This is a genomic window from Actinokineospora guangxiensis (genome assembly GCF_042657845.1).
In the GTDB taxonomy this organism is placed as follows: Bacteria; Actinomycetota; Actinomycetes; order Mycobacteriales; family Pseudonocardiaceae; genus Actinokineospora; species Actinokineospora guangxiensis.
In genome coordinates this window covers 39,829-63,333 of the sequence record NZ_JBHSKF010000004.1, presented here as the reverse complement: position 1 = coordinate 63,333, position 23,505 = coordinate 39,829, and the positions used below count along the sequence as shown (strand labels likewise).

Sequence of the window (23,505 nt, the reverse complement as noted above, 5' to 3'; positions counted from 1 at the left end):
TCAACGAGCGGACCGGCGTTGCGGTACGTCGTGCTCTTCGACGCCGGTGACTCGCGCGAGGACGCCAAGCTCGACACCACCGTGGCCTGCGGCTCGCTGACCGGTTACTACCCCCAGATCGCCGTCGGGATCGCCGTGTCCACCGACCCCGCGTTCGCCGACCGGATAGGCCGCGACCGCGCCTTCAGCGCCCGAACGGCGGTCAACCGCGAGCCTGCGATCCCGCCGCTGGAGCCCGGCGGCGAGGTCGCGGCGGCCGACCGGTCCGGCGAGCAGTGGAACCTGGACGTGATCGGCGCCCGACCCGGCCGCGAGGTCGCCGAGGACGTGCTGGTCGGCGTGCTGGACTCCGGCGTCGACGCCGAGCACCCGGACCTGGCGGGCGCGGTCGACCCCGAACTCTCGGCGGGCTGCCTGAGCGGCTTGGCCGACCCGCGCCCCGAGGCGTGGGCGCCCACGACCTCGGCGCACGGCACGCACGTCGCGGGCGTCATCGCGGCGGCCGACGACGGCAAGGGCGTCACCGGCGTCGCGCCGGGCGTGCGGATCGCGTCGGTGAAGGTCGTGGACGACGCGGGCTTCGTCTTCCCCGAGGCCGTGGTCTGCGGGCTGATGTGGGCCGCGGCGAAGCGGATGACCGTGACGAACAACTCCTACTTCGTGGACCCGTGGCTGCTGACCTGCGACCGCGACTCCGAGCACGTGGTCTACGAGGCCGTGCGCCGGGCGGTGGACTACGCCTCGATCCGGGGTGTGCTGACCGTGGCGGCGGCGTCGAACGAGAACACCGACCTGGCGACCCCGAGCGGCGAGACCGCCGACAGCCGGGGACGGCGCGCGCTGAACGACTCCTGCAAGCTCCTGCCGGGCGGTCTGCGCGGCGTCCTGGCGGTGTCGGCGGTCGGTCCCGACCAGGTGAAATCGGGCTACAGCTCCTATGGCCTCGGTGTGGTGGACATCACTGCCCCGGGCGGCGACGGCGACCGCTGCGTGCTGTCGACGGTCCCCGGCGGCTACGGCACGGCCTGCGGCACGTCGATGGCGGCCCCGCACGTCACCGGGGTCGCCGCGCTGCTGGCGGGCGAGCACCCGACCGCGACGCCGCAGGACCTGGCCAAGCTGCTCACCGACGGCGCCCGGTCGCTGCCCTGCCCGGCCGACTACGACCTCGACGGCGTGGCCGGGCAGGACGCGTTCTGCACCGGCTATGACCGCTTCAACAGCTTCTACGGCCACGGCCTGGTGCAGGTCCCCTAACTGGGGCCGGAGAGCGCGGGGTTGCGGACCGGGGTGCCCTTGCCGACCGGGCTGATCGGCAGGAGGGTGCGGCCGGTGGGGCCGATCTCGATGTCGGTGCCCATGGCCGGGCAGACGCCGCAGTCGAAGCAAGGGGTCCAGCGGCAGTCGTCGAGCTCGCGCTCATCGATGGCGTCCTGCCAGTCGTCCCACAGCCACTGCTTGTCCAGGCCGGAGTCGAGGTGGTCCCAGGGCAGGACCTCGTCCTCGGTGCGCTCGCGGGTGGTGTACCAGTCCAGCGAGACGCCGAGGCCGGGCAGCTCGGACTCGCAGGCGGCGACCCAGCGCTCGTAGGAGAAGTGCTCGCTCCAGCCGTCGAAGCGGCCGCCCTCGCGCCACACCCGCTCGATGACGCGGCCGACGCGGCGGTCGCCCCGCGACAGCAGTCCTTCGATGTGGCTGGGCTTGCCGTCGTGGTAGCGCATGCCGATCGCGCGGCCAATGCGCCGGTCGGAGTTGACGGCCTCGCGCAGCTTGCGCAGGCGGTCGTCAATGGTCTGCGGGTCCGTCTGGGCGGCCCACTGGAACGGGGTGTGCGGCTTGGGGACGAACCCACCGATGGAGATCGTGCAGCGGACGTCCTTCTGCCCGCTGGACTCCCGCCCCGCGCGGATGACGTTGCGCGCCATCTCGGCGATCTGCAGGACGTCCTCGTCGGTCTCGGTGGGCAGCCCGCACATGAAGTACAGCTTCACCTGGCGCCAACCGTTGGCGTAGGCGGCGCTGACGGTCTTGATGAGGTCCTCTTCGGACACCGTCTTGTTGATGACGCGGCGGATGCGCTCGCTGCCGCCCTCGGGGGCGAAGGTCAGACCCGAGCGGCGGCCGTTGCGGGAGAGCTCGTTGGCCAGGTCGATGTTGAACGCGTCGACCCGGGTCGAGGGCAGCGACAGGCCGGTGTTGGTGCCGGTGTAGCGGTCGGCGAGCTGCTTGGTGACCTCGCCGATCTCGGAGTGGTCGGCGCTGGAGAGCGAGAGCAGGCCGACCTCCTCGAAGCCGGTGGCCTCCAGGCCCTTCTGGACCATCGCGCCGATGCCCTCGATGCTGCGCTCGCGCACCGGGCGGGTGATCATGCCCGCCTGGCAGAACCGGCAGCCGCGGGTACAGCCGCGGAAGATCTCCACCGACATGCGCTCGTGGACGGACTCGGCCAGCGGGACCAGCGGCTGCTTGGGGTAGGGCCAGGCGTCGAGGTCCATCGTGGTGCGCTTGGCGACGATGGCGGGGACGCGCTCGCGGTTGGGGGCCACGCGCGCGATGCAGCCGTCCTCGGCGTAGTCGACGTCGTAGAAGCGCGGGATGTAGACGGTGCCGGTCTCGGCGAGGCGGGTCAGCAGCTCGTCGCGGCCACCGGGGCGGCCATCGGCCTTCCAGGCGCGGATGACGTCGGTGATCTCGCCGACGGCCTCCTCGCCGTCGCCGAGCACGGCGGCGTCGATGAAGTCGGCGATGGGCTCGGGGTTGAACGCGGCGTGCCCGCCCGCCAGGACGACGGGGTCCTCGGTGGTGCGCTCGGCGGCGTGCAGCGGGATGCCCGCGAGGTCCAGGGCGTTGAGCAGGTTGGTGTAGCCCAGCTCGGTGGCGAAGCTGACGCCGAGGACGTCGAAGGCCTTGACCGGGCGGTGGCCGTCCACGGTGAACTGCGGGACGCCGTGCTCGCGCATGAGGGCTTCGAGGTCGGACCAGACCGCGTAGGTGCGCTCGGCGAGCGCGTCCGGGATCTCGTTGATGACCTCGTAGAGGATCATGATGCCCTGGTTGGGCAGGCCGACCTCGTAGGCGTCGGGGTACATCAGCGCCCACCGCACCGCGGCGGAGTCCCACGGCTTGAGGGTGGCGTTCAGCTCGCCGCCCACGTACTGGACCGGCTTGGACACCCTCGGCAGCAGGGGCTCCAACCGGGGGAAAACAGACTCGGCGCTCATAGTGGCACCAGGGTAACCCCCTGGCTCAGGACAGCAGGAGCTTGCCCAGCCTGCGCGCGGCCACGACGGTGCCGACGGCGATCATCACCAGGAAGTACGACAGGTGCGCCAGGATCGACAAGTCGACAAAGCCGCCGCAGAGTGCCCGCATGATCTCGATCGCGTGGTAGAGCGGGAAGCACTTCACGACGAACTGCAGGAACCCCGGGTACACGGTGATCGGGAAGAACGTCGTGGAGAACAGGAACATCGGCAGCAGGGCCAGCTGCACCAGGTCGAAGTCCTGCCAGGAGCGCATGAACGTCGTGCAGGCCATGCCGACGGCGGCGAAGGCGAAGGCGATCAGCACCGCGGCGGGCAGCGCGAGCAGCGCCCACGGCGAGGCCAGCAGGCCCGCGCCGAGCATGACCGCCAGGAAGCCGCCCGCGTACATCGCGCCGCGGATCAGCGCCCAGGAGATCTCGCCGATGGCCACGTCCAGCGGACCCAGCGGGGTGGCCAGCATGGCGTCGTAGAGCTTGGCGTACTTGAACTTGAAGAAGATGTTGAATGTGGCGTCGTAGACCGCGCCGTTCATGGCCGCGGCGGCCAGCAGCGCGGGGGCGACGAAGGCCACGTAGCTGATCGGCTCGCCGGTCGGGCCGACGACGTCGCCGACCAGGCGGCCGAAGCCGTAGCCGAGGCCGAAGAGGTAGAACAGCGGCTCGGTGAAGCCGGAGACCACGGCCAGCCACGCCTTGCGCTGCACGAGCACGGAGCGCTCGACCAGCACGCGGGCGCGCCCGGCGTAGGTGCCCGCGGGCAGCAGCCGCAGCAGGAAGCCGGTGCGCGGCGGGATCGGCGGGGTCTCCCGGCGGACCGGGGCATCAGTCGACATCTAGACCGCCAGCCTGCGGGTGAAGGTGCGGGTGCAGAGGTAGGCGCCCACCGCGATGAGCACCAGCAGGTAGGCGGCGTGCCCGAGCAGCGGCAGCGCGTCGGCGGTGCCGAAGGACAGGCCGCGCGACAGCTCGGTGCCGTGCCACAGCGGGGTGATCCAGACCAGCGGCTGGACCCAGCCGGGCAGCTGCTCCACCGGGAAGAACGTGCCGGAGAACATCATCATCGGGATGATGATGAACCGGAAGATGGCGTTGAACTGCTGGCCCTCGGACTCGATGGTCGATGAGTAGGCCACGACCGGCGCGGCGATCGCCATGCCGGTCAGGATCGCCGCGGGCAGCGCCCACGCCGTCGCGGGCCCGGCCAGCGCGCCCAGCGGCGCGGCGATCACCAGGAAGATCGCCGCGGACACCGACAGGCGCACGGCGATCCACGCCAGCACGCCGCCGACCAGCGGTTTCGGCCCGATCGGCGTCGCAGTGATGGCGATGTAGTTCCGCTGCCACTTGAACGAGGACAGGATCGGGAAGGTGGACTCGAAGGCGGCCGTCTGCATCGCCGCCGCGCACACCAGCGCGGGCGCGAGGTACTGCACGTAGGGCAGGCCGAGGGTGGCCTCGCTGGGCCGCACCTGCGAGCCGAAGCCGAAGCCCAGCGCGACGAGGAACAGCAGCGGCTGCAGGATGCTGGAGACGGCCGAGGAGCGCCAGTTGCGCTTGTACCAGACCCAGGCCGACTCGATGACCATGAGCGCGGAGCGGGCTGGACCGATCGCGGTGCCGGTTGCGGTGCGCATCAGTCGACCAGCGTCCGGCCGGTGAGCCGCAGGAACACGTCCTCCAGCGAGCTGCGCCGCACCAGGCTCGACAGCGGGGCGACGCCGCGGTTGTGCGCGGACTTGAGCGCGGCCTCGCCGTCGTGGACGTAGAGCAGCAGGCGATCGGGCAGGATCTCGACGCGCTCGGCGAGGTCGGCGACGTCGGGCTCGGCGGCGGCCTGGGTGCCGGGGGCGAAGCGCAGCTCCAGCACCTCGCGGGTGGAGTACTGGGCGATCAGGCCCGCCGGGCTGCCCTCGGCGACGATCTTGCCGCCGTCCATGACGACGAGGCGGTCGCAGAGCTGCTCGGCCTCGTCCATGTAGTGGGTGGTGATGATGAGGGTGACGCCCTCCTGCTTGAGCCGGAACAGCCGGTCCCAGAGCAGGTGCCGGGCCTGCGGGTCCAGGCCGGTGGTGGGCTCGTCGAGCAGCAGCAGCTCGGGGTCGTTGATCAGCGAGCGGGCGATGGTGAGACGCCGCTTCATGCCGCCGGAGAGGGGCTCGACCTCGTCGTCGGCGCGCTCGGCGAGCTGGGCGAACTCCAGCAGCTCCTTGGCCTTCTCGCGGACGTGGGCCCGGGAGAGGCCGAAGTAGCGGCCGTAAACATGCAGGTTCTGGCGGACCGTCAGCTCGTTGTCGAGGTTGTCCAGCTGCGGGCAGACGCCGATACGGGCGCGGATCTGCGGGCCGTGGGTGTCGGGGTCCATGCCGAGGACGGAGAGGTCTCCGCCGGAGCGCGGGGAGACGCAGGCGACCATCCGCATGGTGGAGGACTTGCCCGCGCCGTTGGGCCCGAGGAAGCCGAAGGACTCCCCCGGCTCCACGTGGAGATCGATGCCGTCCACCGCGGCGAAGCTGCCGAACCGCTTGGTCAGCGCGCCGGCATGGACCAGCGCCCCAGAGTTGTCCACCACGAGCGGCACCTTAACCGGGAGCACCGACAGGGCACAGCGATTAAGCCCACGGCGATGAAGCCCGCCATCAAAAGTACGCTACGGTACTTCTGCATTTCCCGCTGTCACACCGGAGGATGACCGCATGAGCCAGGCGAACCGCGCCCTGATCGAGCGCTTCTACGCCGCCTTCGGGCGGGGCGACAGCGCCGGGATGGCCGCCTGCTATGCCCCGGACGTCGTCTTCGGCGACCCGGTCTTCCCCGACCTGCGCGGCGAGCGTGCCGGAGCGATGTGGCGGATGCTGCTCAGCGCGCCGGGCGACATCGAGATCACGCTGCTGGAGCACGACGCCGACGAGACCACCGGGCGCGCGCACTGGCAGGCGCGGTACGTCTTCAGCGGCACGGGCCGGCCGGTGCTCAACGACGTGCGCGCCGAGTTCCGCTTCTCCGGCGGGCTGATCAGCGAGCACCGCGACCGCTTCGGCTTCCACCGCTGGTCGCGCCAGGCGCTGGGGCCGGTCGGGCTGCTGCTGGGCTGGACTCCCCTGCTGCGCGCGTCCGTGCGCCGCAAGGCCGCGGGCAGGCTGGCGAAGGTCGCTTAGGACCAGCCGCGCACCAGCGCACGGTGCACTCGCACGGCGGTGTCCTCCAGGGCCGTCGGGTCTCCCCCGGCGCGCACGCGGGTGGCGATCAGTTCGTGGATGGCCCCGACCAGCGCGGTGAAGACCTCCTCGGGCACGGCGGGCCACGTCGGGTCGGCGGCGCGGTGCTGCTCGTGCCAGCGGCGGATGAGGTCGGCGAAGTGGGCGTGCGCGGCGGCGAAGCGCTCGCGCGCGCGGGGTCCGGCGGCCTGCATCTCGATGAGGAAGACGCGGGCGAACTCGGGTTCGTCGGCGAGGAAGCGCAGGTAGGCGCTGATTCCCCCGCGGAACCCGGCCGCGGCGGTGATGCGCTGGAAGACGGTCTGGGCGCCGAAGTCGACCGCCGCCAGGAAGCACTCCTCCTTGTCGGCGAAGTGCGCGTAGAAGGCGTTGCGGGACACCCGCGCCCGGCGCACGACCTCGGCGACCCCGACGTCGGCGTAGCCCAGCTCGGCGCTCGCGGCGATCATCGCCCGGATCAGCCGGTCGCGGTGCGCGGACCCGACCTCGTCGGCCGGGAGCCCGCTGCGCCCCCTGGGCAGCCCAGGCCGGTCCGCGTGGGTGCGGGCGAGCGAGCCGCCCGCGGTGGACGGCTCGCCCGCGCCGGTCACAGCTCCGAGAACCAGATCTTGATCTCGCGCTCGGCGGACTCCGGCGAGTCCGAACCGTGCACCAGGTTGTACTGGACCTCCAGGCCGAAGTCCCCGCGGATCGTGCCCGGGGTGGCCTTCTCGACCGGGTCGGTGCCGCCCGCCAGCTGGCGGAACGCGGCGACGGCGCGCTCGCCCTCGACCACGGCGGCCACGACGGGCCCGGAGGTGATGAAGTCGAGCAGGTCCCCGAAGAAGGGCCGCTCGGCGTGCTCGGCGTAGTGCTGCTCGGCCACAGACCTGTCGACGGCGCGCAGCTCCAGCGCGACGAGCTTGAGGCCCTTGCGCTCGATGCGCGAGAGGACCTCGCCGACGAGCCCACGGCTCACACCGTCGGGCTTGACCAGGACCAGGGTGCGCTCACTCACGGCTTTCCGTACTCCATTCCCTTTTGCTGGCCACACTCGTCTCGGCAGGCCGTGTGAGCAGGGTAACGGGGCCGGGTGGCGGGCTTCAGCGCAGGACCATCTGGGTCTGGGTGGTGCGGGAGATGTGCTTGCCGTCGGCGTGCAGGTCGGTCTGGACGACGATGGTGGACGAGCCGATGTGCACCGGGCGCGAGATCGCCTCGACGTCGGCGCGGGCGGCGCGGAAGAGGTTGGTCTTGGTCTCCAGGGTGCTGGTGCCCTTGGCGCCGTCGGGGAGGTTGAGGAAGGCGCAGACGGCGCCCGCGGAGTCGGCGAGGGTGATGAGCGCGCCACCGTGCAGGACGCCGCCGAGGGTGCAGCGGTCGGCGTGGAAGGGAAGGGTGGCGCGGACTTCCTCGGGACTGGCCGCAGTGATCGCCACCCCGGCGGCCACGGCGAAGGGCATCGACTCGGTGAGCTGCTCCGGGGTGAACATGGCTCGACCCTAGTCCTGCTGCTGGCTCGGGAGCCTTCCTTCGGCCATGCGCTTGGCGACGTCGTTGCGCATCCAGGTGACCCAGGCCCAGGCGAGGGTGAAGAGGACGCCGACGATGCCGATGGCGGGGGTGATGAAGAAGCCCAGGAGGAGCAGGCCTTGCAGGCCCAGGGCCGCGCCGAGGGCCCAGGGCTTCGTGGCCACCCCGCAGAGCAGGATCATGGCGACGCCGATGGCGGCGACGATCCACGTCTCGGCGGTGGTGATGTCGTCGCGCCGGGCGAGGAGGAGGACGGCGAGGAGGACGACGATGGCTTCGAGGATGAGCATCGCGGACATGACGCCGCGGAAGCCCTTCATCGGGTCGGTCACGCGGGCTCCTTGCCGAAGAGGGTGCGCGCGTCGCCCGCGGTGACGACGGAGCCGGTGATGACGACGCCGCCGCCCGCGACGGGTTCGTTCGGGTCGTCGGTCTCCTCGGCGAGGCCGACGGCGACCTCGATGGCGTCGTCGAGGCGGGGGGCCACGACGACGCGCTCGTCGCCGAAGATGTCGATGGCCAGGCCGGCGAGGAGGTCGGGGTCCATGGCGCGCGGGGAGCTGTTGGTGGTGACCACCAGGTCGGTGAAGACCGGCTCCAGCGCGGTGAGGATGCCCGCGACGTCCTTGTCGGCCATCACGCCGACGACGCCGACGAGGCGGCGGAAGTCGAACTCGCCGTCGAGGGCGGCGGCGAGGGCGGCCGCGCCGTGCGGGTTGTGGGCGGCGTCGATGAACACGCTGGGGGCGGTGCGCATGCGCTCCATGCGGCCGGGGACGACGAGGGTGGCGAACGCCTCGCGGACGGCCTCGATGTCGAGCATCCGGTCCGCGCCCGCGCCGAAGAAGACCTCGACGGCGGCGAGGGCGCGGGCGGCGTTGTCGGCCTGGTGGGCGCCGTGCAGGGGCAGGAAGATGTCGGTGTAGACGCCACCGAGGCCTTGCAGCGAGACCATCTGCCCGCCGACGGCCACGTCGCGGTGCTCGACGCCGAACTCCAGGCCCTGCCGGGCGACGGTCGCGTCGACCTCGGCGCAGCGCTCCAGCAGCACGCGGGCCACGCCCGGGTCCTGCTCGGCGAGGATGGCGACCGACCCCGCCTTGATGATCCCGGCCTTCTCGGCGGCGATGCCCAGCAGGTCCGGGCCCAGGTACTCGACGTGATCGATGCCCACGGGCCCGACGACGGCGACCTTGGGGATGATGATCGACGTGGCGTCCCAGGACCCGCCGAGACCGGTCTCCACCACGGCGACGTCGACGGGGGCGTCGGCGAAGGCGGCGTAGGCCATGGCCGTCAGCGCCTCGAACTTGGTGATCCGCACCTCGGAGTTGGCGTCGACCATCTCCAGGAACGGCTCGACATCGCGGTAGACCTCGACGTAGCGCTGCGGATCGATGGGCGCGCCGTCGATGCCGATGCGCTCGGTGACCAGCTGCAGGTGCGGGCTGGTGAAGCGCCCGGTCCGCAGGCCGAGCCGGGTCAGCAGGGCGTCGATCATGCGGGTGGTCGAGGACTTGCCGTTGGTGCCCGCGATCTGGATGGCGGGGTAGGTGACCTGGGGGTCGCCGAGGAGGTGGGTGAGCGCGCTGATCCTGGTCAGCGACGGCTCGATCTTGGTCTCCGGCCAGCGGGTGTCCAGCTCGGACTCGACCTGGACCAGTTCCGCCAGGACATCGGCATCGGCGGCGGGCACACGCGCTCCTCGTGGACGACCGGGGCTGTACCCGGCGAGTCTACGCGGCGGCCCGCCTCACCCGATGACCGAGCGCACCGCCTCGGTGAACGCGACGACGGGAAAGACGAGAACCGGACCGGCAGGGTTCTTGGAATCCCTGACAGCGGCCAGTTTCGGCGCGTGGGCCACTTCGACGCAGTCGGCGTTCGTGCCGCTGAAGCTGGACTTGCGCCAGTGGATGGCCAACGGGTCCACCGCGTCCATGACGCCTCACTCTCGATCGTGCTCCTGTGCGATCGCGGCAACGAGGTCCGTCGATTCCGACGGGCTCAGAGCCAGCTCCAGAAGCCTATCCGCCTCCCTCCGGTAGAACGCCACCTGATCCGGTTCCTCCAGGAACAGGCCTGAAATCTTGTGGTCGAGGTAGACGACGGATTTGAACCGCTCGAAATCCAGCATGGTGAACGAACCGTCGAGACCGGGGTGGCCGTGTAGCGACAGCGGCAACACCCGGAACGTCACCTGGGGCCGCTCGACGGCTTCGAGGACGTGCCGGAGCTGGCGGACCATGAGCCTGGGACTGCCCAGAACCCTGCGGAGCGCGCCCTCGTCCACGATGAAGGTCAGGGAAGGCGGATCGCCCTTGGTCAGAACCGATTGCCTGGCCAGGCGCGCGGCGACGCGAGCATCGCCGTCGGACTCGGGGACTTGGCCCGCCGCCATGAGCGCGCGGACATAGTCGCCGGTCTGGAGAAGGCCTGGGACCAGCAGCGGCTGGAAGGTGACGATCGCGGTGGCATCGCGTTCCAGCCGGATGAGGGTCTTGGATTCCGTGGACAGGGCCGAGGTGGCTTCCCAGAAGCCCAAGTCGTCGGTGCGCTCGGCGAGTTTGAGCAGGCGGTCGCGCTCCTTGCCGACGACGCGGTAGACCACCAGCAGCGAGGCCAGGTCGGCCAACCTGATCTGCTGGATACCGGTCTCCATGCGCGAGACCTTCGAGGCGTTCCAGCCCAGCTGCTCGCCCACCTGACGACAGCTCATCTCCGCCGTCTCGCGCAGGACGCGCAATTCGTCGGCGAGTCTGCTGCCCGAGACGGTGGACTTCTTCGGATACGGCATGATTCCTCCCCGCTCCAGCATGCCGTGATCCTTGCTCCCCGGCATTCACACGATCGAGTCATTGAAATTCCCGTGATTCCGCTGCCACCATCGAAGGCGGGAGTAGCAACGTTGCGACGGGAGAAACGATGACCGCGATTCCCCAGGTGCGGTTCGATGAGCGGGGCAAACAGCTCCCGTTCACCGAACAGGAGGTCGACACCCTCATCCCCCTCGTCACCGAGCACTACGCGCCGCGCCGTTTCGCGCTGTGCCAGGTGGTGCGCGATGACGAGGGGCACGCGTTCGACGTCTCGATCGTCGCCTGGGGCATCGAGAGCGACGACTCGGCCTCCGTCGTCGGCTACAGCGACGCCTACGGGCAGCGGATGCGCGGCACGTTCCAGTCGGCGGAGGACGCCGTCAGCCTGCTCGCCGCAGGCGGCGACCTGCGACTGGCGTGGGTCGATGCCGCCGACTGACCTCTCAGCCCTGGGGCAGCGCCGTCAGCCGAGCCTGGATGCGCTCGATGTCCGCCGCCGCCGTGTCCCGGCGGACGCGGATCTTGCCGACGACCTCTTCCGGCGCCTTGTCGGTGAACTTGGGGTTGCCCAGCTTGGCCTCGCACTGGGCGAGTTCCTTCTCGGCGACCGACAGGTCCTTGGTCAGGCGCTTGCGCTCGGCGGCCACGTCGACCGTGCCCGAGAGGTCCAGCTCGACGGTGACCGTGCCGCCGGGGAGGGCGACCTCCAAGGAGGCGCTGGCGGCGAAGTCGTCGGTCGGGGCCTGGAGTCGGGCCAGGGCGGTGATGGCGTCGGTGTGCGCGGCCAGGTCGACGGCGTCCACTCCGGACAGGCGCGCGGTGACGCGCTGGCCGGGCTTGACGCCCTGGTCGGCCCGGAAGCGGCGGATCTCAGTGACCAGCTTCTGCACACCCCGCACCCGCGCGCCCGCCGCGGGGTCGGCGACGGCTCCCGACGGCGACGGCCACGACGCCACGACGACGGACTCGCCGCCGGTCACGGCCTTCCACAGGACCTCGGTCACGAAGGGGATCACCGGGTGCAGCAGGCGCAGCAGCACGTCCAGCACGTGGCCGAGGACGGCCCTGGTGGAGTCGGCGCGCTCGCCGCCCGCGGCGATCTGGACCTTGGCCAGCTCCAGGTACCAGTCGCAGAATTCGTCCCACGTGTAGTGGTAGAGCGCGTCGCAGATCTTGGCGAACTGGAAGCTCTCGAACAGCTCGTCCACTTCGGACGTCAGGGCGTCGAGGCCGTCGAGGACCCAGCGGTCGGCGTCGGTCAGCGACGCGCGGTCGGGGACCGGCACGGCCGTGGTCGCGCCGTTCATCAGGGCGAAGCGGGTGGCGTTCCACAGCTTGGTGTTGAAGTTGCGCGAGCCCGCCGCCCACTCCTCGGCCAGCGCCATGTCGTTGCCGGGGTTGGCGCCGCGGGCCAGGGTGAAGCGGCAGGCGTCGGCGCCGAAGCGGTCGAGCCAGTCCAGCGGGTCGATGACGTTGCCGCGGCTCTTGGACATCTTCTTGCCCTGCGCGTCGCGGATGAGCCCGTGCAGGTACACGTGGTCGAAGGGCTGCACGCCATCCATCGCGACCAGGCCCATCATCATCATCCTGGCGACCCAGAAGAAGAGGATGTCGTAGCCGGTCGACAGGACGCTGGTCGGGTAGAAGCGCGCCAGGTCGGCGGTCTTCTCCGGCCAGCCAAGGGTGGAGAACGGCCACAGCGCCGAGGAGAACCAGGTGTCGAGGACGTCCGGGTCCTGGGTCCAGCCCTCGGGGGCCCGCTCGTCCGGGCCGACGCAGACGGTCTCGCCGTCGGGGCCGTAGAAGACCGGGATGCGGTGGCCCCACCACAGCTGGCGGCTGATGGTCCAGTCGTGCATGTTGTCGACCCAGTCGAAGTAGCGCTTGGCCAGCTCCGGCGGGTGGACCTGGGTGCGGCCGTCGCGCACCGCGTCGCCCGCGGCGCGCGCCAGCGGCTCGACCTTCACCCACCACTGCAGCGACAGGCGCGGCTCGACCACGGTGTCGCAGCGCGAGCAGTGGCCGACAGCGTGCACGTAGGGACGCTTCTCGGCCACGATCCGGCCGTCCTCGCGCAGCGCGGCGACCACGGCGGGCCGGGCCTCGAAGCGGTCCAGGCCCTCGAACGGGCCGTGCGCGGTGATCACGCCGGACTCGTCCATGACCGTGATCGACGGCAGGTCGTGGCGGCGGCCGATCTCGAAGTCGTTGGGGTCGTGCGCCGGGGTCACCTTGACCGCGCCGGTGCCGAACTCGGGGTCGACGTGGGGGTCGGCCACGACCGGGATGCGGCGGCCGGTCAGCGGCAGCTCCACCTCGGTGCCGATGAGGTGCTGGTAGCGCTCGTCGTCGGGGTGCACGGCGACGGCGGTGTCGCCGAGCATCGTCTCCGCTCGGGTCGTGGCGACGACGATCGAGGCGTCACCGGAGCCGTAGCGGATGGACACCAGCTCGCCGTCGTCGTCGGAGTGCTCGACCTCGATGTCCGACAGCGCGGTGCGGCAGCGCGGGCACCAGTTGATGATCCGCTCGGCGCGGTAGATCAGGCCCTCGTCGTAGAGCTTCTTGAAGATCGTCTGGACGGCCCGGGAGAGGGCGTCGTCCATGGTGAAGCGCTCGCGGGACCAGTCGATGCCGTCACCGAGGCGGCGCATCTGGTCGAGGATCTTGCCGCCGTACTCGGCCTTCCACTCCCAGACACGCTCGACGAACTTCTCCCGGCCGAGGTCGTGGCGGGAGAGGCCCTCGGAGGCCAGTTTGCGCTCCACGACGTTCTGGGTCGCGATGCCCGCGTGGTCCATGCCTGGCAGCCAGAGCGCCTCGTAGCCCTGCATGCGGCGGCGGCGGGTCAGCGCGTCCATGACGGTGTGGTTGAGCGCGTGGCCCATGTGCAGGCTGCCGGTGACGTTCGGCGGGGGCAGCACGATGCAGAACGGCGGCTTGCCGCTGTCGGGGTCGGCGGTGAAGTAGCCGGCGTCTACCCAGCCCTGGTACAGCTCCGCCTCTACCGCGGCGGGCTCCCAGGCCTGCGGAAGGTCGGTGGTCTGCGGGGCGGGGGTTTCAGTCACGGTCGAAGAGTCTACGAACCCCGCGAAATCCGGTGGAGGCGGGAGCTGACCAGCCCCTACCGTCTCGGCATGGAGCGACCTTCACTCGACGGGCTAGAGGCGATCTGGGCGCGGCGCTGGGCCGAGTCCGGCGTCTACCGCTTCCGCGGGACGGGCCCCCGCGAGTCGGTCTTCTCCATCGACACTCCCCCGCCGACGGTCAGCGGACGCCTGCACGTGGGCCATGTGTTCTCCTACACCCACACCGACGTGATCGCGCGCTTCCAGCGCATGCGCGGGATGGACGTGCTCTACCCGATGGGCTGGGACGACAACGGCCTGCCGACCGAGCGCCGGGTGCAGCTGCACTACGGCGTGCGCTGCGACCCGTCCCTCCCCTACGACCCCGGGCTGGCCCTGGACGGCGGCGGTGCCCGGAGCACCCGGCCCGTGTCGCGGCGCAACTTCGTGGAGCTGTGCGAGCGGCTGACCGAACAGGACGAACAGGCCTTCGAGGAGCTGTGGCGGCGGCTGGGCCTGTCGGTGGACTGGTCGCGCACCTACACCACGATCGGGGGACGTGCGCGGGAGCTGTCGCAGGCGTCGTTCCTGCGGCTGCTGGCCACGGGCGAGGCCTACCAGGCCGAGGCGCCGACGCTGTGGGACACCACCTTCCGCACCGCCGTGGCCCAGGCCGAGCTGGTGGACCGCGACACCGAGGGCGCATGGCACACCATCGCCTTCGAGACCGCCGACGGACCCGCCGAGGTGGAGACGACGCGGCCGGAGCTGCTGCCCGCCTGCGTGGCGCTGATCGCCCACCCGGACGACGAGCGGCACAGCGCGCTCATCGGCACGCGGGCCCGCTCGCCGCTGTTCGGGGCCGAGGTGCCCGTGCTGGCGCACCCGGCCGCCGATCCCGAGCGCGGCAGCGGACTGGTCATGTGCTGCACCTTCGGCGACCTGACCGACGTGCTGTGGTGGCGAGAGCTGGGTCTGCCCGCGCACACCGTGATCGGCCGCGACGGCCGCTTCCGCGCCGAGGCCCCGCCGGGGGTGGCGGCCGGGCCGTACGCCGAGCTGGCCGGCCTGACCGTGCGCAAGGCGCGTGAGCGGGTGGTGCAGCTGCTGGGGCTGAGCCCGCGCCCGGTGACCCGGCCGGTGAAGCACTACGAGAAGGGCGAGCGGCCGCTGGAGATCGTCTCCAGCAGGCAGTGGTTCATCCGGTCGACCCGGCACCGCGAGCGGCTGCTGGAGCGCGGCAGGCAGCTGCGCTGGCGGCCGGAGCCGATGCTGGCGCGCTACGAATCGTGGGTGGGCGGGCTGGCAGGCGACTGGCTGATCAGCAGGCAGCGGTTCTTCGGCGTGCCGATCCCGCTCTGGTACCCGCTGGACGCCGACGGCGAGCCCGACCACTCCCGCCCGCTGACCCCGGACGCGCTGCCGGTGGACCCCGCGAGCGACGTGCCGCCGGGCTACCGGCCCGAGCAGCGGGACCGGCCGGGCGGGTTCACCGCCGACCCGGACGTGATGGACACGTGGGCGACGTCCTCGCTGTCGCCGCTGCTGGTGTGCGGCTACGGCACCGAGCTGTTCGCCAGGACCTATCCGATGGACCTGCGCCCGCAGGCCCACGAGATCATCCGGACCTGGCTGTTCAGCACCGTGCTGCGCGCGGAGCTGGAGACCGGCGCGCTGCCCTGGCGCACCGCGGCGATCTCCGGCTGGGTGATCGACCCCGAGCGGCGCAAGATGGGCAAGAGCGCGGGCAACGGGCTCAGCCCCGACGCGCTGCTCGACCGCTACGGCGCGGATGCGGTGCGGTACTGGGCGGCGTCGGGTCGGCCGGGGGTGGACACCGCCTTCGACGAGAGCCGGATGCGGGTGGGTCGCAGGCTGGCGACCAAGCTGCTCAACGCCAGCCGGTTCGTCATCGGATTCCCCGAGCCCGAGTCCGACGCCCGGGGCAGGGCCGAGCCGCTGGACCTGGCCATGCTCGGCGCCCTCGACGCGGTGATCGCCGAGGCGACCGGCGCGCTGGCCGACTACCGCTACACCGACGCCCTGGAGCGCGTGGAGCGGTTCTTCTGGACCTGGTGCGACGACTACCTGGAACTGGTGAAGGACCGCGCGTACGGGGACCTGCCGGGCGCGGAGTCGGCTCGGGTGGCGCTACGGGCGGCGCTGTCGGCGCTGCAGCGGCTCCTCGCGCCGTTCCTGCCTTTCGCCGCCGAGGAGACGTGGTCCTGGTGGCAGGAGGGGTCGGTGCACACGGCCGCGTGGCCGGAGCCGGGTGGCCGCGCCGACACCGGGGCGCTGGCGGCGGCGGGTGCTGTGCTGGCCGAGGTGCGCGGAGCCAAGACCCGGGCGAAGGTGTCGATGCGGACCCCGGTCGCCCGGCTCGCGGTGACCGCGCCCGCCGATGTGCTCGCCGCGCTGCGGTCGGTGGAGTCCGACCTGCTCGCGGCGGCGGGGGCCGAGGCCGTCACCTTGGGCGAAGGCGCGGACACGACAGTGGATGTGACGCTGGCCACCCCGCCTGACACGGGCGGTTGAGGCCGAACGGCCCAGGGCGGCAGGGCCGGATGGCCGGACGTGCGGCCATCCACCCGTCAGCCCTGACCGTTGGACTGTGCAAGCCTGCCGTTCATCGCACGATCGGCGGTGAGCACCCGTGGAACTGTTAACACCGAGGTCGGCCGCATCGATGTCGTGGTCACCGGAGCAGCAACGACATCAGCGGGCGGGCGGGACAGCCCAGGCGCCCTTGGGGGGGCAGTGGACCATCGGGAGCACGGCGACAGCGCCGCGGTAGAGGACGCCGAGTGGCGCAGCCGCGTGCGTGAGTCGGCGCGGGCCGACGTCCGCGCCATGCTGCGCGCCAGCCGCAGGCGCAAGGCCGAGCGCTGGCTGGTCACCGCGACCGTCCTGGTGGCGATCGTCGCGGTCCTGATGCTGCTGGTCGGGGTCGGCATGTTCGACGGGCAGGACCGCTCCGCCGCCCGGCCGACGCCAGACCAGGGCCAGCAGCTGGTCCAGGCCGTCGACTTGGACGCGCCCTTCGCGGGCACGCCCGCCGAGGGCTGGGCGGACGGCGCCAAGGGCATCACCGCGCCCGCGCCGATGCAGGTCGGCGAGTTCTCCGCGGGCGAGGTCGCCGCCGCCACCGACACGGTCCGCGACGCGCTGATCGCCAGTCGCATCGACCGCACGATGCTCATCGATCACAACCCCGACTCCTACCTGCGACTGCTGGCCCCCGACGCCAGGAAGCTGCTCAAGCCCCTGTTCGGCACCGGACGCGAGCCGCAGGCCCAGGCGCTGGTCAGCCTGATCGCGCAGGGCCACCCGCTGCTGGACGTCGAGCCCAAGGTCACGGGCACGATGACGGTGGAGGCGGGCGCGCCCAACCAGCTGATCATCCACACGAACTACCTGTTCGCCTACGCCTTCGAGCCCGCGGACCCGAGCGCGGTCACCGACCCGATGGACCTGATCGTGCTGGTCCGCGCCCAGGTCGACTACCGGCTGCTCAAGGAGGGCTTCACCGAGGACAGCCTGGGGCTCTGGTACGGCCACGTCGGCGGTTTCGGCTACTCGATCGCCTGCGACTGGTACAAGAAGGGCTTCCTCGCGCCCGCGGCGCGCGACCAGTCGGCCACCCATGTGCAGCGCCCCGGCCACGACCGCGCCTCGTTCTTCGACCCGAAGGCCGAGCTGCCCGCCGAGAGCGGCTGCCCGTCCTGAGCGGACCGCCCGGCCTAGCCCGCCCGCTCAGCTCCGTCGGGCAGGACGACGGCTTGCAGGTGCGGAAAGCCGAGGGCGGCGCGCAGACCCCCGCTGAGGAAGGCGCTGTCGGGCACGGCGACCGTGCGGCCCGCGGTGGGCTCGAACACCAGCACCGAGCCGTCGTGGTGGCCGACGGCCAGCACGTAGTGGCGGGGCACCAGCGCGCCGACCAGCAGCGGGACGGCGAACCCGTCGTCCACGGCGGCCAGGGTGCGCCGCAGCGCGGCCGACACCGAGCGCGGGTCGCGGTCGTCCACCAGCCGCCAGCGGTGGCGCGCGCCGACGTGCCTGCTCAGCCAAACGGCCATCCCGCGCGGTGAGGTGCCCGCGAACTGCGGGTACCAGCGGTTGGTCTCGTCGTGGACGGCGGCGCGCGCGTCCCGGAACGCGGTGGCGAAGTCGCCGGAGGTCAGGGTGAGGGCGTAGCGGGGGTCGTGCTCGGCGCGGGCGACGATGAGGCTGGTGGTGCCGCAGGTCGTGGCCTCGTACTGGCGCACGGCGGCGCCGAGCCGGGTCTGCGGGCCGGGGGCGTGGCGGTCGATGAGGGTCAGCCGCTCGGCCAGCCAGGGCTCGGGGCGCCCGCGGACGGTCTCGGCGAACTCGGCGACGCCCGCGAGGTCCGGTGGGGCCGCGGCGATGGCCTTGACCAGCCAAGCCCGCTCGACCGGTGAGCCCGCCCGGTCCAGGAGACCGTCGGCACGCGCCCGCGCGGACGGGCCGAGTCCAGCGAGCCGGGCGGCCGCGGCGCGCAGGTGGCGGGGACCGAGGACACCGGAGTCGTAGCCGCGCCGGGCGGCCGAGGCGAGCGCGTCGGCCTCGGCCGCGGGCAGGCCGGACAGCACGCCCGTGCCCAGGACCGCGCGTCCGGCCAGGTCGGCGCAGCGGATGGCGAGCAGGTCGGCGGCGCGCGCGGCGGCGGTGTGCGCCTGGACCCGGCCGCGGGCCAGCGCGGTGATCGGCCGCGTTGCGGCGTGTGCGGCCTGGGCGGCGGCCAGCGCGGCGGCGTACTCCCGCAGCGCGGCGGCGGCGCGGGTGAAGGCGGCGGGGGTCTCGCGCAGGGGCAGGGCCTCGGCGGCGGCGCGGTAGGCCTCGGCCAGCGCGAGCGCGCCCGCCGGGTCACCGGCGGGGGCCGAGCGCACCTCGGCGAGGCGTCCGCCGACGCGGGCGAGGCGGCGCAGCGCGAGCAGGACGGCCGTGAGTTGGGTCATGGGAGCTCCCGGGAGGCGGCCAGCTCCGCGGCCCACACTCGCCGCATCCGCTCGTGGGCGTCGGCGGCATGGCCCAGGGCGGTGCTGTCCTCGGTCGCGGACAGCCACGCCGCGATCGCGGCGTCCGGCCCGGGAAGTGCTGTGGGCCCGGGGGGCTCAGGGGGCTCGGCCACAGGGGTCCTCCTCGCTTCCGGATCGATGGTGCCGCAGGATGGGGGCATGACGCGCGAGGCACCCGACGCGGATGTCACCGAAGAGGACCTGACCACCGGCCCGCCCAAGACGTACGCGGCAGGCCTGCCCGGCATCGCGGCGACGATGCGGCACAGCATCGCCCAGATGGGCGTGGCGCGCACGGCGCGCACGCTGCGGGTGATCAACCAGCGCGAGGGGTTCGACTGCCCCGGCTGCGCGTGGCCGGAGGGCCAGGGTGAGCACCGCAAGGCGGTCGAGTTCTGCGAGAACGGCGCGAAGGCCGTCGCCGAGGAGGCGACGCTGCGCCGGGTCGGGCCGGAGTTCTTCGCCGCGCACCCCGTCGCCGACCTCGCCGAGCGCACCGACTACTGGCTCGGCCAGCAGGGCAGGCTCACCGAGCCGATGGTCCTGCGCCCGGACGCGAGCCACTACGTGCCGATCGGCTGGGACGAGGCGTTCGCGCTGATCGCCGAGCACCTGCGCGCTCTGTCCACACCGGACGAGGCGGTGTTCTACACCTCCGGGCGCACCAGCAACGAGGCCGCGTTCCTCTACCAGCTGCTCGTGCGCTCCTACGGCACCAACAACCTGCCGGACTGCAGCAACATGTGCCACGAGTCCTCGGGCGCGGCGCTGTCGCAGACCACCGGCATCGGCAAGGGCTCGGTCAGCCTGGCCGACGTCGAGCAGGCCGACCTGATCGTCGTCATCGGGCAGAACCCGGGCACCAACCACCCGCGCATGCTCTCGGCGCTGGAGGCGGCCAAGCGGGGCGGGGCGAAGATCGTCGCGGTGAACCCGCTGCCCGAGGCCGGGCTGATGCGGTTCAAGAACCCGCAGAACGCGCGCGGGCTCGTCGGCAAGGGCACGGCGCTGGCCGACGAGTTCCTGCAGGTCCGCCTCGGCGGAGACCAGGCGCTGTTCCAGGCTGTCGGCAACCTGCTGCTGCGCTGGGAGGACGCGCGTCCCGGCACGGTCGTCGACGGTGAGTTCGTGGACACCAGGACCGTCGGCTTCCAGGAGTACGCCGCCCACGTGCGCGAGGTGGACTGGGACGCGGTCTTCACCGCCACCGGGCTGCCGCACGAGCGCGTCGAGCGCTTGGCGCGGCTGATCGCCGACGGGCAGCGGGTCATCTTCTGCTGGGCGATGGGGCTGACCCAGCACAAGCACGCGGTGGCCACCATCCGCGAGATCGCCAACGTGGCGCTGGTCCGCGGCATGATCGGCAAGCCCGGCGCGGGCCTGTGCCCGGTGCGCGGGCACTCCAACGTGCAGGGCGACCGCACGATGGGCATCTGGGAGAAGATGCCGGAGGCGTTCCTGTCCGCCCTGGAGACCGAGTTCGGCGTGCCGATCCCGCGCAAGCACGGCCACGACACCGTTGACGCGATCCGCGCCATGCGCGACGGCCGGGCATCGGTGTTCATGGCCGTCGGCGGCAACTTCGCCTCCGCCACACCCGACACCGAGGTCACCGAGGCCGCGTTGCGCGGCTGCGACCTGACGGTGCAGGTCTCGACCAAGCTCAACCGCTCGCACGTGGTGCCCGGGCGCACCGCCCTGATCCTGCCGACCCTGGGCCGCACCGAGCGCGACCGGCAGTCCTCCGGCGAGCAGTTCGTCACCGTCGAGGACTCCATGTCGGTGGTGCACCGCTCGCGCGGCAGGCTCGACCCGGCGAGCCCGCTGCTGCGCTCGGAGGTCGCGATCGTGTGCGGGATCGCGCGGGCCCTGCTCGGCCCGGAGCACCCGGTGCCGTGGGAGGAGTTCACCGCCGACTACGACCGGGTGCGGGAGAGCATCTCCCGCGTCGTGCCCGGCTGCGAGGACTACAACGCCCGGGTCCGCACGCCCGACGGTTTCGTCCTGCCGCACGCGCCGCGCGACGCCCGCGAGTTCCGCGGCACGGAGAGCGGCAAGGCCCTGTTCACGGCCAACACGCTGACGGTGCTCTCCGTGCCGCCGGGCAGGCTGCTGCTGCAGACGCTGCGCAGCCACGACCAGTACAACACCACGATCTACGGACTGGACGACCGCTACCGCGGCGTCAAGGACGGCCGTCGGGTGGTGTTCGTCAGCCCCGAGGACCTGGGCGCGCTGGGGATCGCCGACGGGACGGTGGTCGACCTGGTCAGCGAGTACAGCGACCGGGAGCGGCGCGCGCCGCGGTTCCGGGTCGTGGCCTACCCGACGGCGCGGGGATGCGCGGCGGCGTACTTCCCCGAGGCCAACGCGCTGGTGCCGCTGGACTCGGTCGCCGAGGGCTCGGGGACCCCGACGTCGAAGTCGATCGTGGTGCGGCTGGAGCCGGTGTGATCGTGGCCGCGCGATCGTGCCGGCGATCAACGGGCATGATCCGGACCTGGCTAGCGTTAGGACTGGCAGACCGACGTTTCGGAGGAACCGATGACCGCTCCCGCCACGCTGACGATGTACTCGACCACCTGGTGCGGGTACTGCCGCAGGCTGAAGACGCTGCTCGACCGCGAGGGGATCGAGTACGTCGAGGTGGACATCGAGCAGGAGCCTGACGCGGCGGACTTCGTCATGAGCGTCAACGGCGGCAACCAGACCGTGCCGACGCTGCACTTCCCGAACGGCAAGGCGCTCACCAACCCGAGCCTCGCCGACGTCAAGGCGACCCTCGGGGCCTGACGCCGCTCAGCGCCGCTGCCTGGCCCCCGCGACCGCCCTGACCAGCAGGTACAGCAATCCGGCCTGCACCAGCGCGATGAGCACGAGCACCGCGAAGGACGCGAGCGGACCGATCTCGGGGAACGCGAGCACGGCGAGGGAGCCGGGCAGCGCGGCGGCGATGGCCCAGACGGGCGCCAATGACGCGTCCGGGCCATCGTGGACGCCGTGCAGCACCGCCACGGCGATGATGGCCACGCTGACCACGGCGAAGTAGATGGCGGCCACGCGGGCGGGGAGCGTCATCGGCTCAGCACCGCCATCGCGGCGTTGTGCCCGCCGATGCCGCTGACGCCGCCGCCCCGGGTGGCGCCGCTGCCGCACAGCAGCAGGTTCGCCGTGTCCGTTTCCACTCCCCATCCGTGGCCATAGGGCCACGATAGGTCTCCGTGGAAGATGTTGCCGCCTGGCATCGCCAGGTCGGACTCGATGTCCTGCGGGGTCTTGGCCTCGACGCACGGGCGGCCGTCGGGGGTGCGGGCGAGGCAGTCGAGCAGCGGTTCGGCCAGGTAGCGGTCGACCCCGGCGAGGTAGCGCTCGACCAGGGTGTCGCACAGCGTCGGGTCGGTGAAGAGCGGCGTGGGCAGGTGCAGGCCGAAAAGCGTCAGGGTGTGCCGGTTTCCGTCCACGATGGACGGATCGGTCAGGGTGTGGCAGTAGGTCTCGCCCGGTGGCCGCGGCGGGGCGGTGCCCGCGGCGGCGCAGTGGTAGGCGGCTTCGAGTTCCTCGAAGGACTCGTCCAGGTGGAAGGTGCCCGCGAAGGCGGTCGCGGGGTCGATGCCGCTGCGCAGCCGGGGCAGGCGGTCGAGCAGCACGTTGACCTTCAGCTGCGCGCCCACCGGCAGGGTCTCGGGAGCGCGGCCGCGCAGCCGGTCCAGGACGGCCGGCGCAACGCCCGCCAGGACGTGCCGCGCGCCGATGACGTGTTCGGCGTCGCCGTGCCGGTAGGTGACCTCGGCTGAGACGCCGTCGGCGTCGACAGCGGTCACCTCGGCGTCGGTCAGGACCTTCGCGCCCGCTTCCACCGCGGCGCGCAGCAGCTCGGCGGTGACCGAGCCCATGCCGCCCGCGGGCACCCGCCACTCGCCGGTCCCGTTGCCGATCACGTGGTAGAGGAAGCAGCGGTTGGCGGCCAGGCCCGGGTCGAACAGCGAGGTGAAGGTGCCGATCAGGCCGTCGGTGGCGACGATGCCACGCACCAGGTCGTCGGCGAAGGACTCGGCGATGGTGGCGCCGAGTGGCTGCTCGAAGAACCGCTCCCACACGCGGCCGCCGATGAGCGCGCGCACCTCGGCGGCCGACGGGAGCGGGTCCAGCAGGGTGGGCGCAAGCGCTTTCGCCAGGCCGTCGACCTCGGCGTAGAACTCCCGCCAGCGGGCCAGCTCGGCGTCGGAGCCGGTCAGGGCGCGGAAGGAGTCGGCGGTCGCCGGGCCGGGATCGCGCTCGACCAGCAGGCCGCCGTGGCGGCCGTCGCGCACGTACGGGGTGTAGGAGGAGACCGGGCGTGAGCGCAGGTCCAGGCGCAGGCCGAGGTCGGCGACGACGCGGTCGGGCAGCAGGCTGACCAGGTAGGAGTAGCGCGAGAGCCGCACGCCGGGGAACGGGCTCGCGCTGACCGCGGCGCCGCCGGTGTGCGGCAGCCGCTCCAGCACGAGCACCGAGCGCCCGGCGCGCGCCAGGTAGGCGGCGGCGACAAGTCCGTTGTGGCCCCCGCCGACGACGACGGCGTCATAGCTCCCGTGATCGGTCACCCTTCGG

General features: G+C 72.1%; 23 protein-coding genes. 7 read left to right on the top strand and 16 right to left on the bottom strand.

Features of this window, described 5'->3' with window-relative positions:
- The first annotated feature begins 18 nt into the window (after window positions 1-18).
- Complete coding sequence (locus tag ACFPM7_RS10465; RefSeq protein ID WP_378246490.1) at window positions 19-1,257, top strand: S8 family peptidase; 1,239 nt, start codon at window positions 19-21, stop codon at window positions 1,255-1,257.
- On the opposite strand, the gene ACFPM7_RS10460 is transcribed toward ACFPM7_RS10465, so the two are convergent.
- From ACFPM7_RS10460 to ACFPM7_RS10445, 4 genes are read right to left on the bottom strand one after another with little or no spacing between them, the layout of a single operon-like run.
- Entirely contained in the window at window positions 1,254-3,221 is a 1,968-nt protein-coding gene (locus ACFPM7_RS10460; protein ID WP_378246488.1) for a TIGR03960 family B12-binding radical SAM protein, read from the bottom strand. The genes ACFPM7_RS10465 and ACFPM7_RS10460 overlap by 4 nt on opposite strands.
- Before the next feature lie 25 nt (window positions 3,222-3,246).
- A complete protein-coding gene (locus tag ACFPM7_RS10455) occupies window positions 3,247-4,098 on the bottom strand; it encodes an ABC transporter permease (protein ID WP_378246486.1) in 852 nt (283 codons plus the stop codon).
- Window positions 4,099-4,899, bottom strand: coding sequence for an ABC transporter permease (locus tag ACFPM7_RS10450; RefSeq protein ID WP_378246484.1), 801 nt, complete (start codon window positions 4,897-4,899; stop codon window positions 4,099-4,101).
- The gene (locus ACFPM7_RS10445; protein WP_378246482.1) at window positions 4,899-5,834 is read right to left on the bottom strand and encodes an ABC transporter ATP-binding protein; all 936 of its coding nucleotides are present in this window, start codon (window positions 5,832-5,834) and stop codon (window positions 4,899-4,901) included. Before ACFPM7_RS10445 ends, ACFPM7_RS10450 begins: the two co-directional genes overlap by 1 nt.
- 124 nt (window positions 5,835-5,958) lie before the next feature.
- On the opposite strand from ACFPM7_RS10445, the gene ACFPM7_RS10440 reads away from it, so the two are divergent.
- On the top strand, window positions 5,959-6,420 hold the full coding sequence (locus tag ACFPM7_RS10440) for a nuclear transport factor 2 family protein (protein WP_378246480.1): 462 nt from the start codon (window positions 5,959-5,961) through the stop codon (window positions 6,418-6,420).
- On the opposite strand, the gene ACFPM7_RS10435 is transcribed toward ACFPM7_RS10440, so the two are convergent.
- The 7 genes from ACFPM7_RS10435 to ACFPM7_RS10405 all read right to left on the bottom strand — a co-directional run bounded on the left by ACFPM7_RS10435 (window position 6,417) and on the right by ACFPM7_RS10405 (window position 10,810).
- On the bottom strand, window positions 6,417-7,070 hold the full coding sequence (locus tag ACFPM7_RS10435) for a TetR/AcrR family transcriptional regulator (RefSeq protein ID WP_378246478.1): 654 nt from the start codon (window positions 7,068-7,070) through the stop codon (window positions 6,417-6,419). The genes ACFPM7_RS10440 and ACFPM7_RS10435 overlap by 4 nt on opposite strands.
- Complete coding sequence (ndk, locus tag ACFPM7_RS10430; protein WP_378246476.1) at window positions 7,067-7,477, bottom strand: nucleoside-diphosphate kinase; 411 nt, start codon at window positions 7,475-7,477, stop codon at window positions 7,067-7,069. Before ndk ends, ACFPM7_RS10435 begins: the two co-directional genes overlap by 4 nt.
- Window positions 7,478-7,562: 85 nt before the next feature.
- The gene (locus ACFPM7_RS10425; RefSeq protein ID WP_378246474.1) at window positions 7,563-7,952 is read right to left on the bottom strand and encodes a PaaI family thioesterase; all 390 of its coding nucleotides are present in this window, start codon (window positions 7,950-7,952) and stop codon (window positions 7,563-7,565) included.
- 9 nt (window positions 7,953-7,961) lie between these two features.
- Window positions 7,962-8,324, bottom strand: a complete 363-nt coding sequence (locus ACFPM7_RS10420; RefSeq protein WP_378246472.1) for a DUF4233 domain-containing protein — start codon at window positions 8,322-8,324, stop codon at window positions 7,962-7,964.
- Window positions 8,321-9,688, bottom strand: a complete 1,368-nt coding sequence (gene folC / locus ACFPM7_RS10415) for a bifunctional tetrahydrofolate synthase/dihydrofolate synthase (RefSeq protein ID WP_378246470.1) — start codon at window positions 9,686-9,688, stop codon at window positions 8,321-8,323. The genes ACFPM7_RS10420 and folC overlap by 4 nt, the downstream gene beginning before the upstream one ends.
- Window positions 9,689-9,745: 57 nt before the next feature.
- Window positions 9,746-9,934, bottom strand: a complete 189-nt coding sequence (locus ACFPM7_RS10410) for a DUF397 domain-containing protein (RefSeq protein ID WP_378246468.1) — start codon at window positions 9,932-9,934, stop codon at window positions 9,746-9,748.
- 6 nt (window positions 9,935-9,940) lie between these two features.
- Window positions 9,941-10,810: a helix-turn-helix domain-containing protein gene (locus ACFPM7_RS10405; RefSeq protein WP_378246466.1), complete on the bottom strand. Its 870-nt coding sequence runs from the start codon at window positions 10,808-10,810 to the stop codon at window positions 9,941-9,943.
- Between the two features lie 107 nt (window positions 10,811-10,917).
- On the opposite strand from ACFPM7_RS10405, the gene ACFPM7_RS10400 reads away from it, so the two are divergent.
- The gene (locus ACFPM7_RS10400) at window positions 10,918-11,250 is read left to right on the top strand and encodes a hypothetical protein (RefSeq protein ID WP_378246464.1); all 333 of its coding nucleotides are present in this window, start codon (window positions 10,918-10,920) and stop codon (window positions 11,248-11,250) included.
- 4 nt (window positions 11,251-11,254) lie between these two features.
- Here ACFPM7_RS10400 and ACFPM7_RS10395 read toward each other — a convergent pair whose 3' ends face one another.
- The gene (locus ACFPM7_RS10395; protein ID WP_378246462.1) at window positions 11,255-13,879 is read right to left on the bottom strand and encodes a valine--tRNA ligase; all 2,625 of its coding nucleotides are present in this window, start codon (window positions 13,877-13,879) and stop codon (window positions 11,255-11,257) included.
- A gap of 69 nt (window positions 13,880-13,948) precedes the next feature.
- On the opposite strand from ACFPM7_RS10395, the gene valS reads away from it, so the two are divergent.
- Window positions 13,949-16,414, top strand: coding sequence for a valine--tRNA ligase (valS, locus tag ACFPM7_RS10390; protein WP_378246460.1), 2,466 nt, complete (start codon window positions 13,949-13,951; stop codon window positions 16,412-16,414).
- A gap of 222 nt (window positions 16,415-16,636) precedes the next feature.
- Window positions 16,637-17,605, top strand: coding sequence for a hypothetical protein (locus ACFPM7_RS10385; RefSeq protein WP_378246458.1), 969 nt, complete (start codon window positions 16,637-16,639; stop codon window positions 17,603-17,605).
- Window positions 17,606-17,619: 14 nt separating this feature from the next.
- On the opposite strand, the gene ACFPM7_RS10380 is transcribed toward ACFPM7_RS10385, so the two are convergent.
- Together ACFPM7_RS10380 and ACFPM7_RS10375 are read right to left on the bottom strand one after the other, a co-directional pair.
- Window positions 17,620-18,855 carry a hypothetical protein gene (locus ACFPM7_RS10380; protein WP_378246456.1) on the bottom strand — a complete coding sequence of 412 codons (1,236 nt, stop codon included), beginning with the start codon at window positions 18,853-18,855 and terminating at the stop codon, window positions 17,620-17,622.
- The gene (locus ACFPM7_RS10375) at window positions 18,852-19,028 is read right to left on the bottom strand and encodes a hypothetical protein (protein WP_378246454.1); all 177 of its coding nucleotides are present in this window, start codon (window positions 19,026-19,028) and stop codon (window positions 18,852-18,854) included. The genes ACFPM7_RS10380 and ACFPM7_RS10375 overlap by 4 nt, the downstream gene beginning before the upstream one ends.
- A 46-nt stretch (window positions 19,029-19,074) precedes the next feature.
- Here ACFPM7_RS10375 and ACFPM7_RS10370 point away from each other — a divergent pair, with 46 nt between their 5' ends.
- Window positions 19,075-21,369, top strand: coding sequence for an FdhF/YdeP family oxidoreductase (locus ACFPM7_RS10370; RefSeq protein WP_378246452.1), 2,295 nt, complete (start codon window positions 19,075-19,077; stop codon window positions 21,367-21,369).
- 90 nt (window positions 21,370-21,459) lie between these two features.
- Entirely contained in the window at window positions 21,460-21,708 is a 249-nt protein-coding gene (locus ACFPM7_RS10365) for a mycoredoxin (protein ID WP_378246450.1), read from the top strand.
- Between the two features lie 6 nt (window positions 21,709-21,714).
- On the opposite strand, the gene ACFPM7_RS10360 is transcribed toward ACFPM7_RS10365, so the two are convergent.
- Both ACFPM7_RS10360 and ACFPM7_RS10355 read right to left on the bottom strand, forming a co-directional pair.
- The gene (locus tag ACFPM7_RS10360; RefSeq protein WP_378246448.1) at window positions 21,715-21,993 is read right to left on the bottom strand and encodes an SCO4225 family membrane protein; all 279 of its coding nucleotides are present in this window, start codon (window positions 21,991-21,993) and stop codon (window positions 21,715-21,717) included.
- Window positions 21,990-23,498 carry a phytoene desaturase family protein gene (locus ACFPM7_RS10355; protein ID WP_378246446.1) on the bottom strand — a complete coding sequence of 503 codons (1,509 nt, stop codon included), beginning with the start codon at window positions 23,496-23,498 and terminating at the stop codon, window positions 21,990-21,992. Before ACFPM7_RS10355 ends, ACFPM7_RS10360 begins: the two co-directional genes overlap by 4 nt.
- Between the last annotated feature and the right edge of the window lie 7 nt (window positions 23,499-23,505).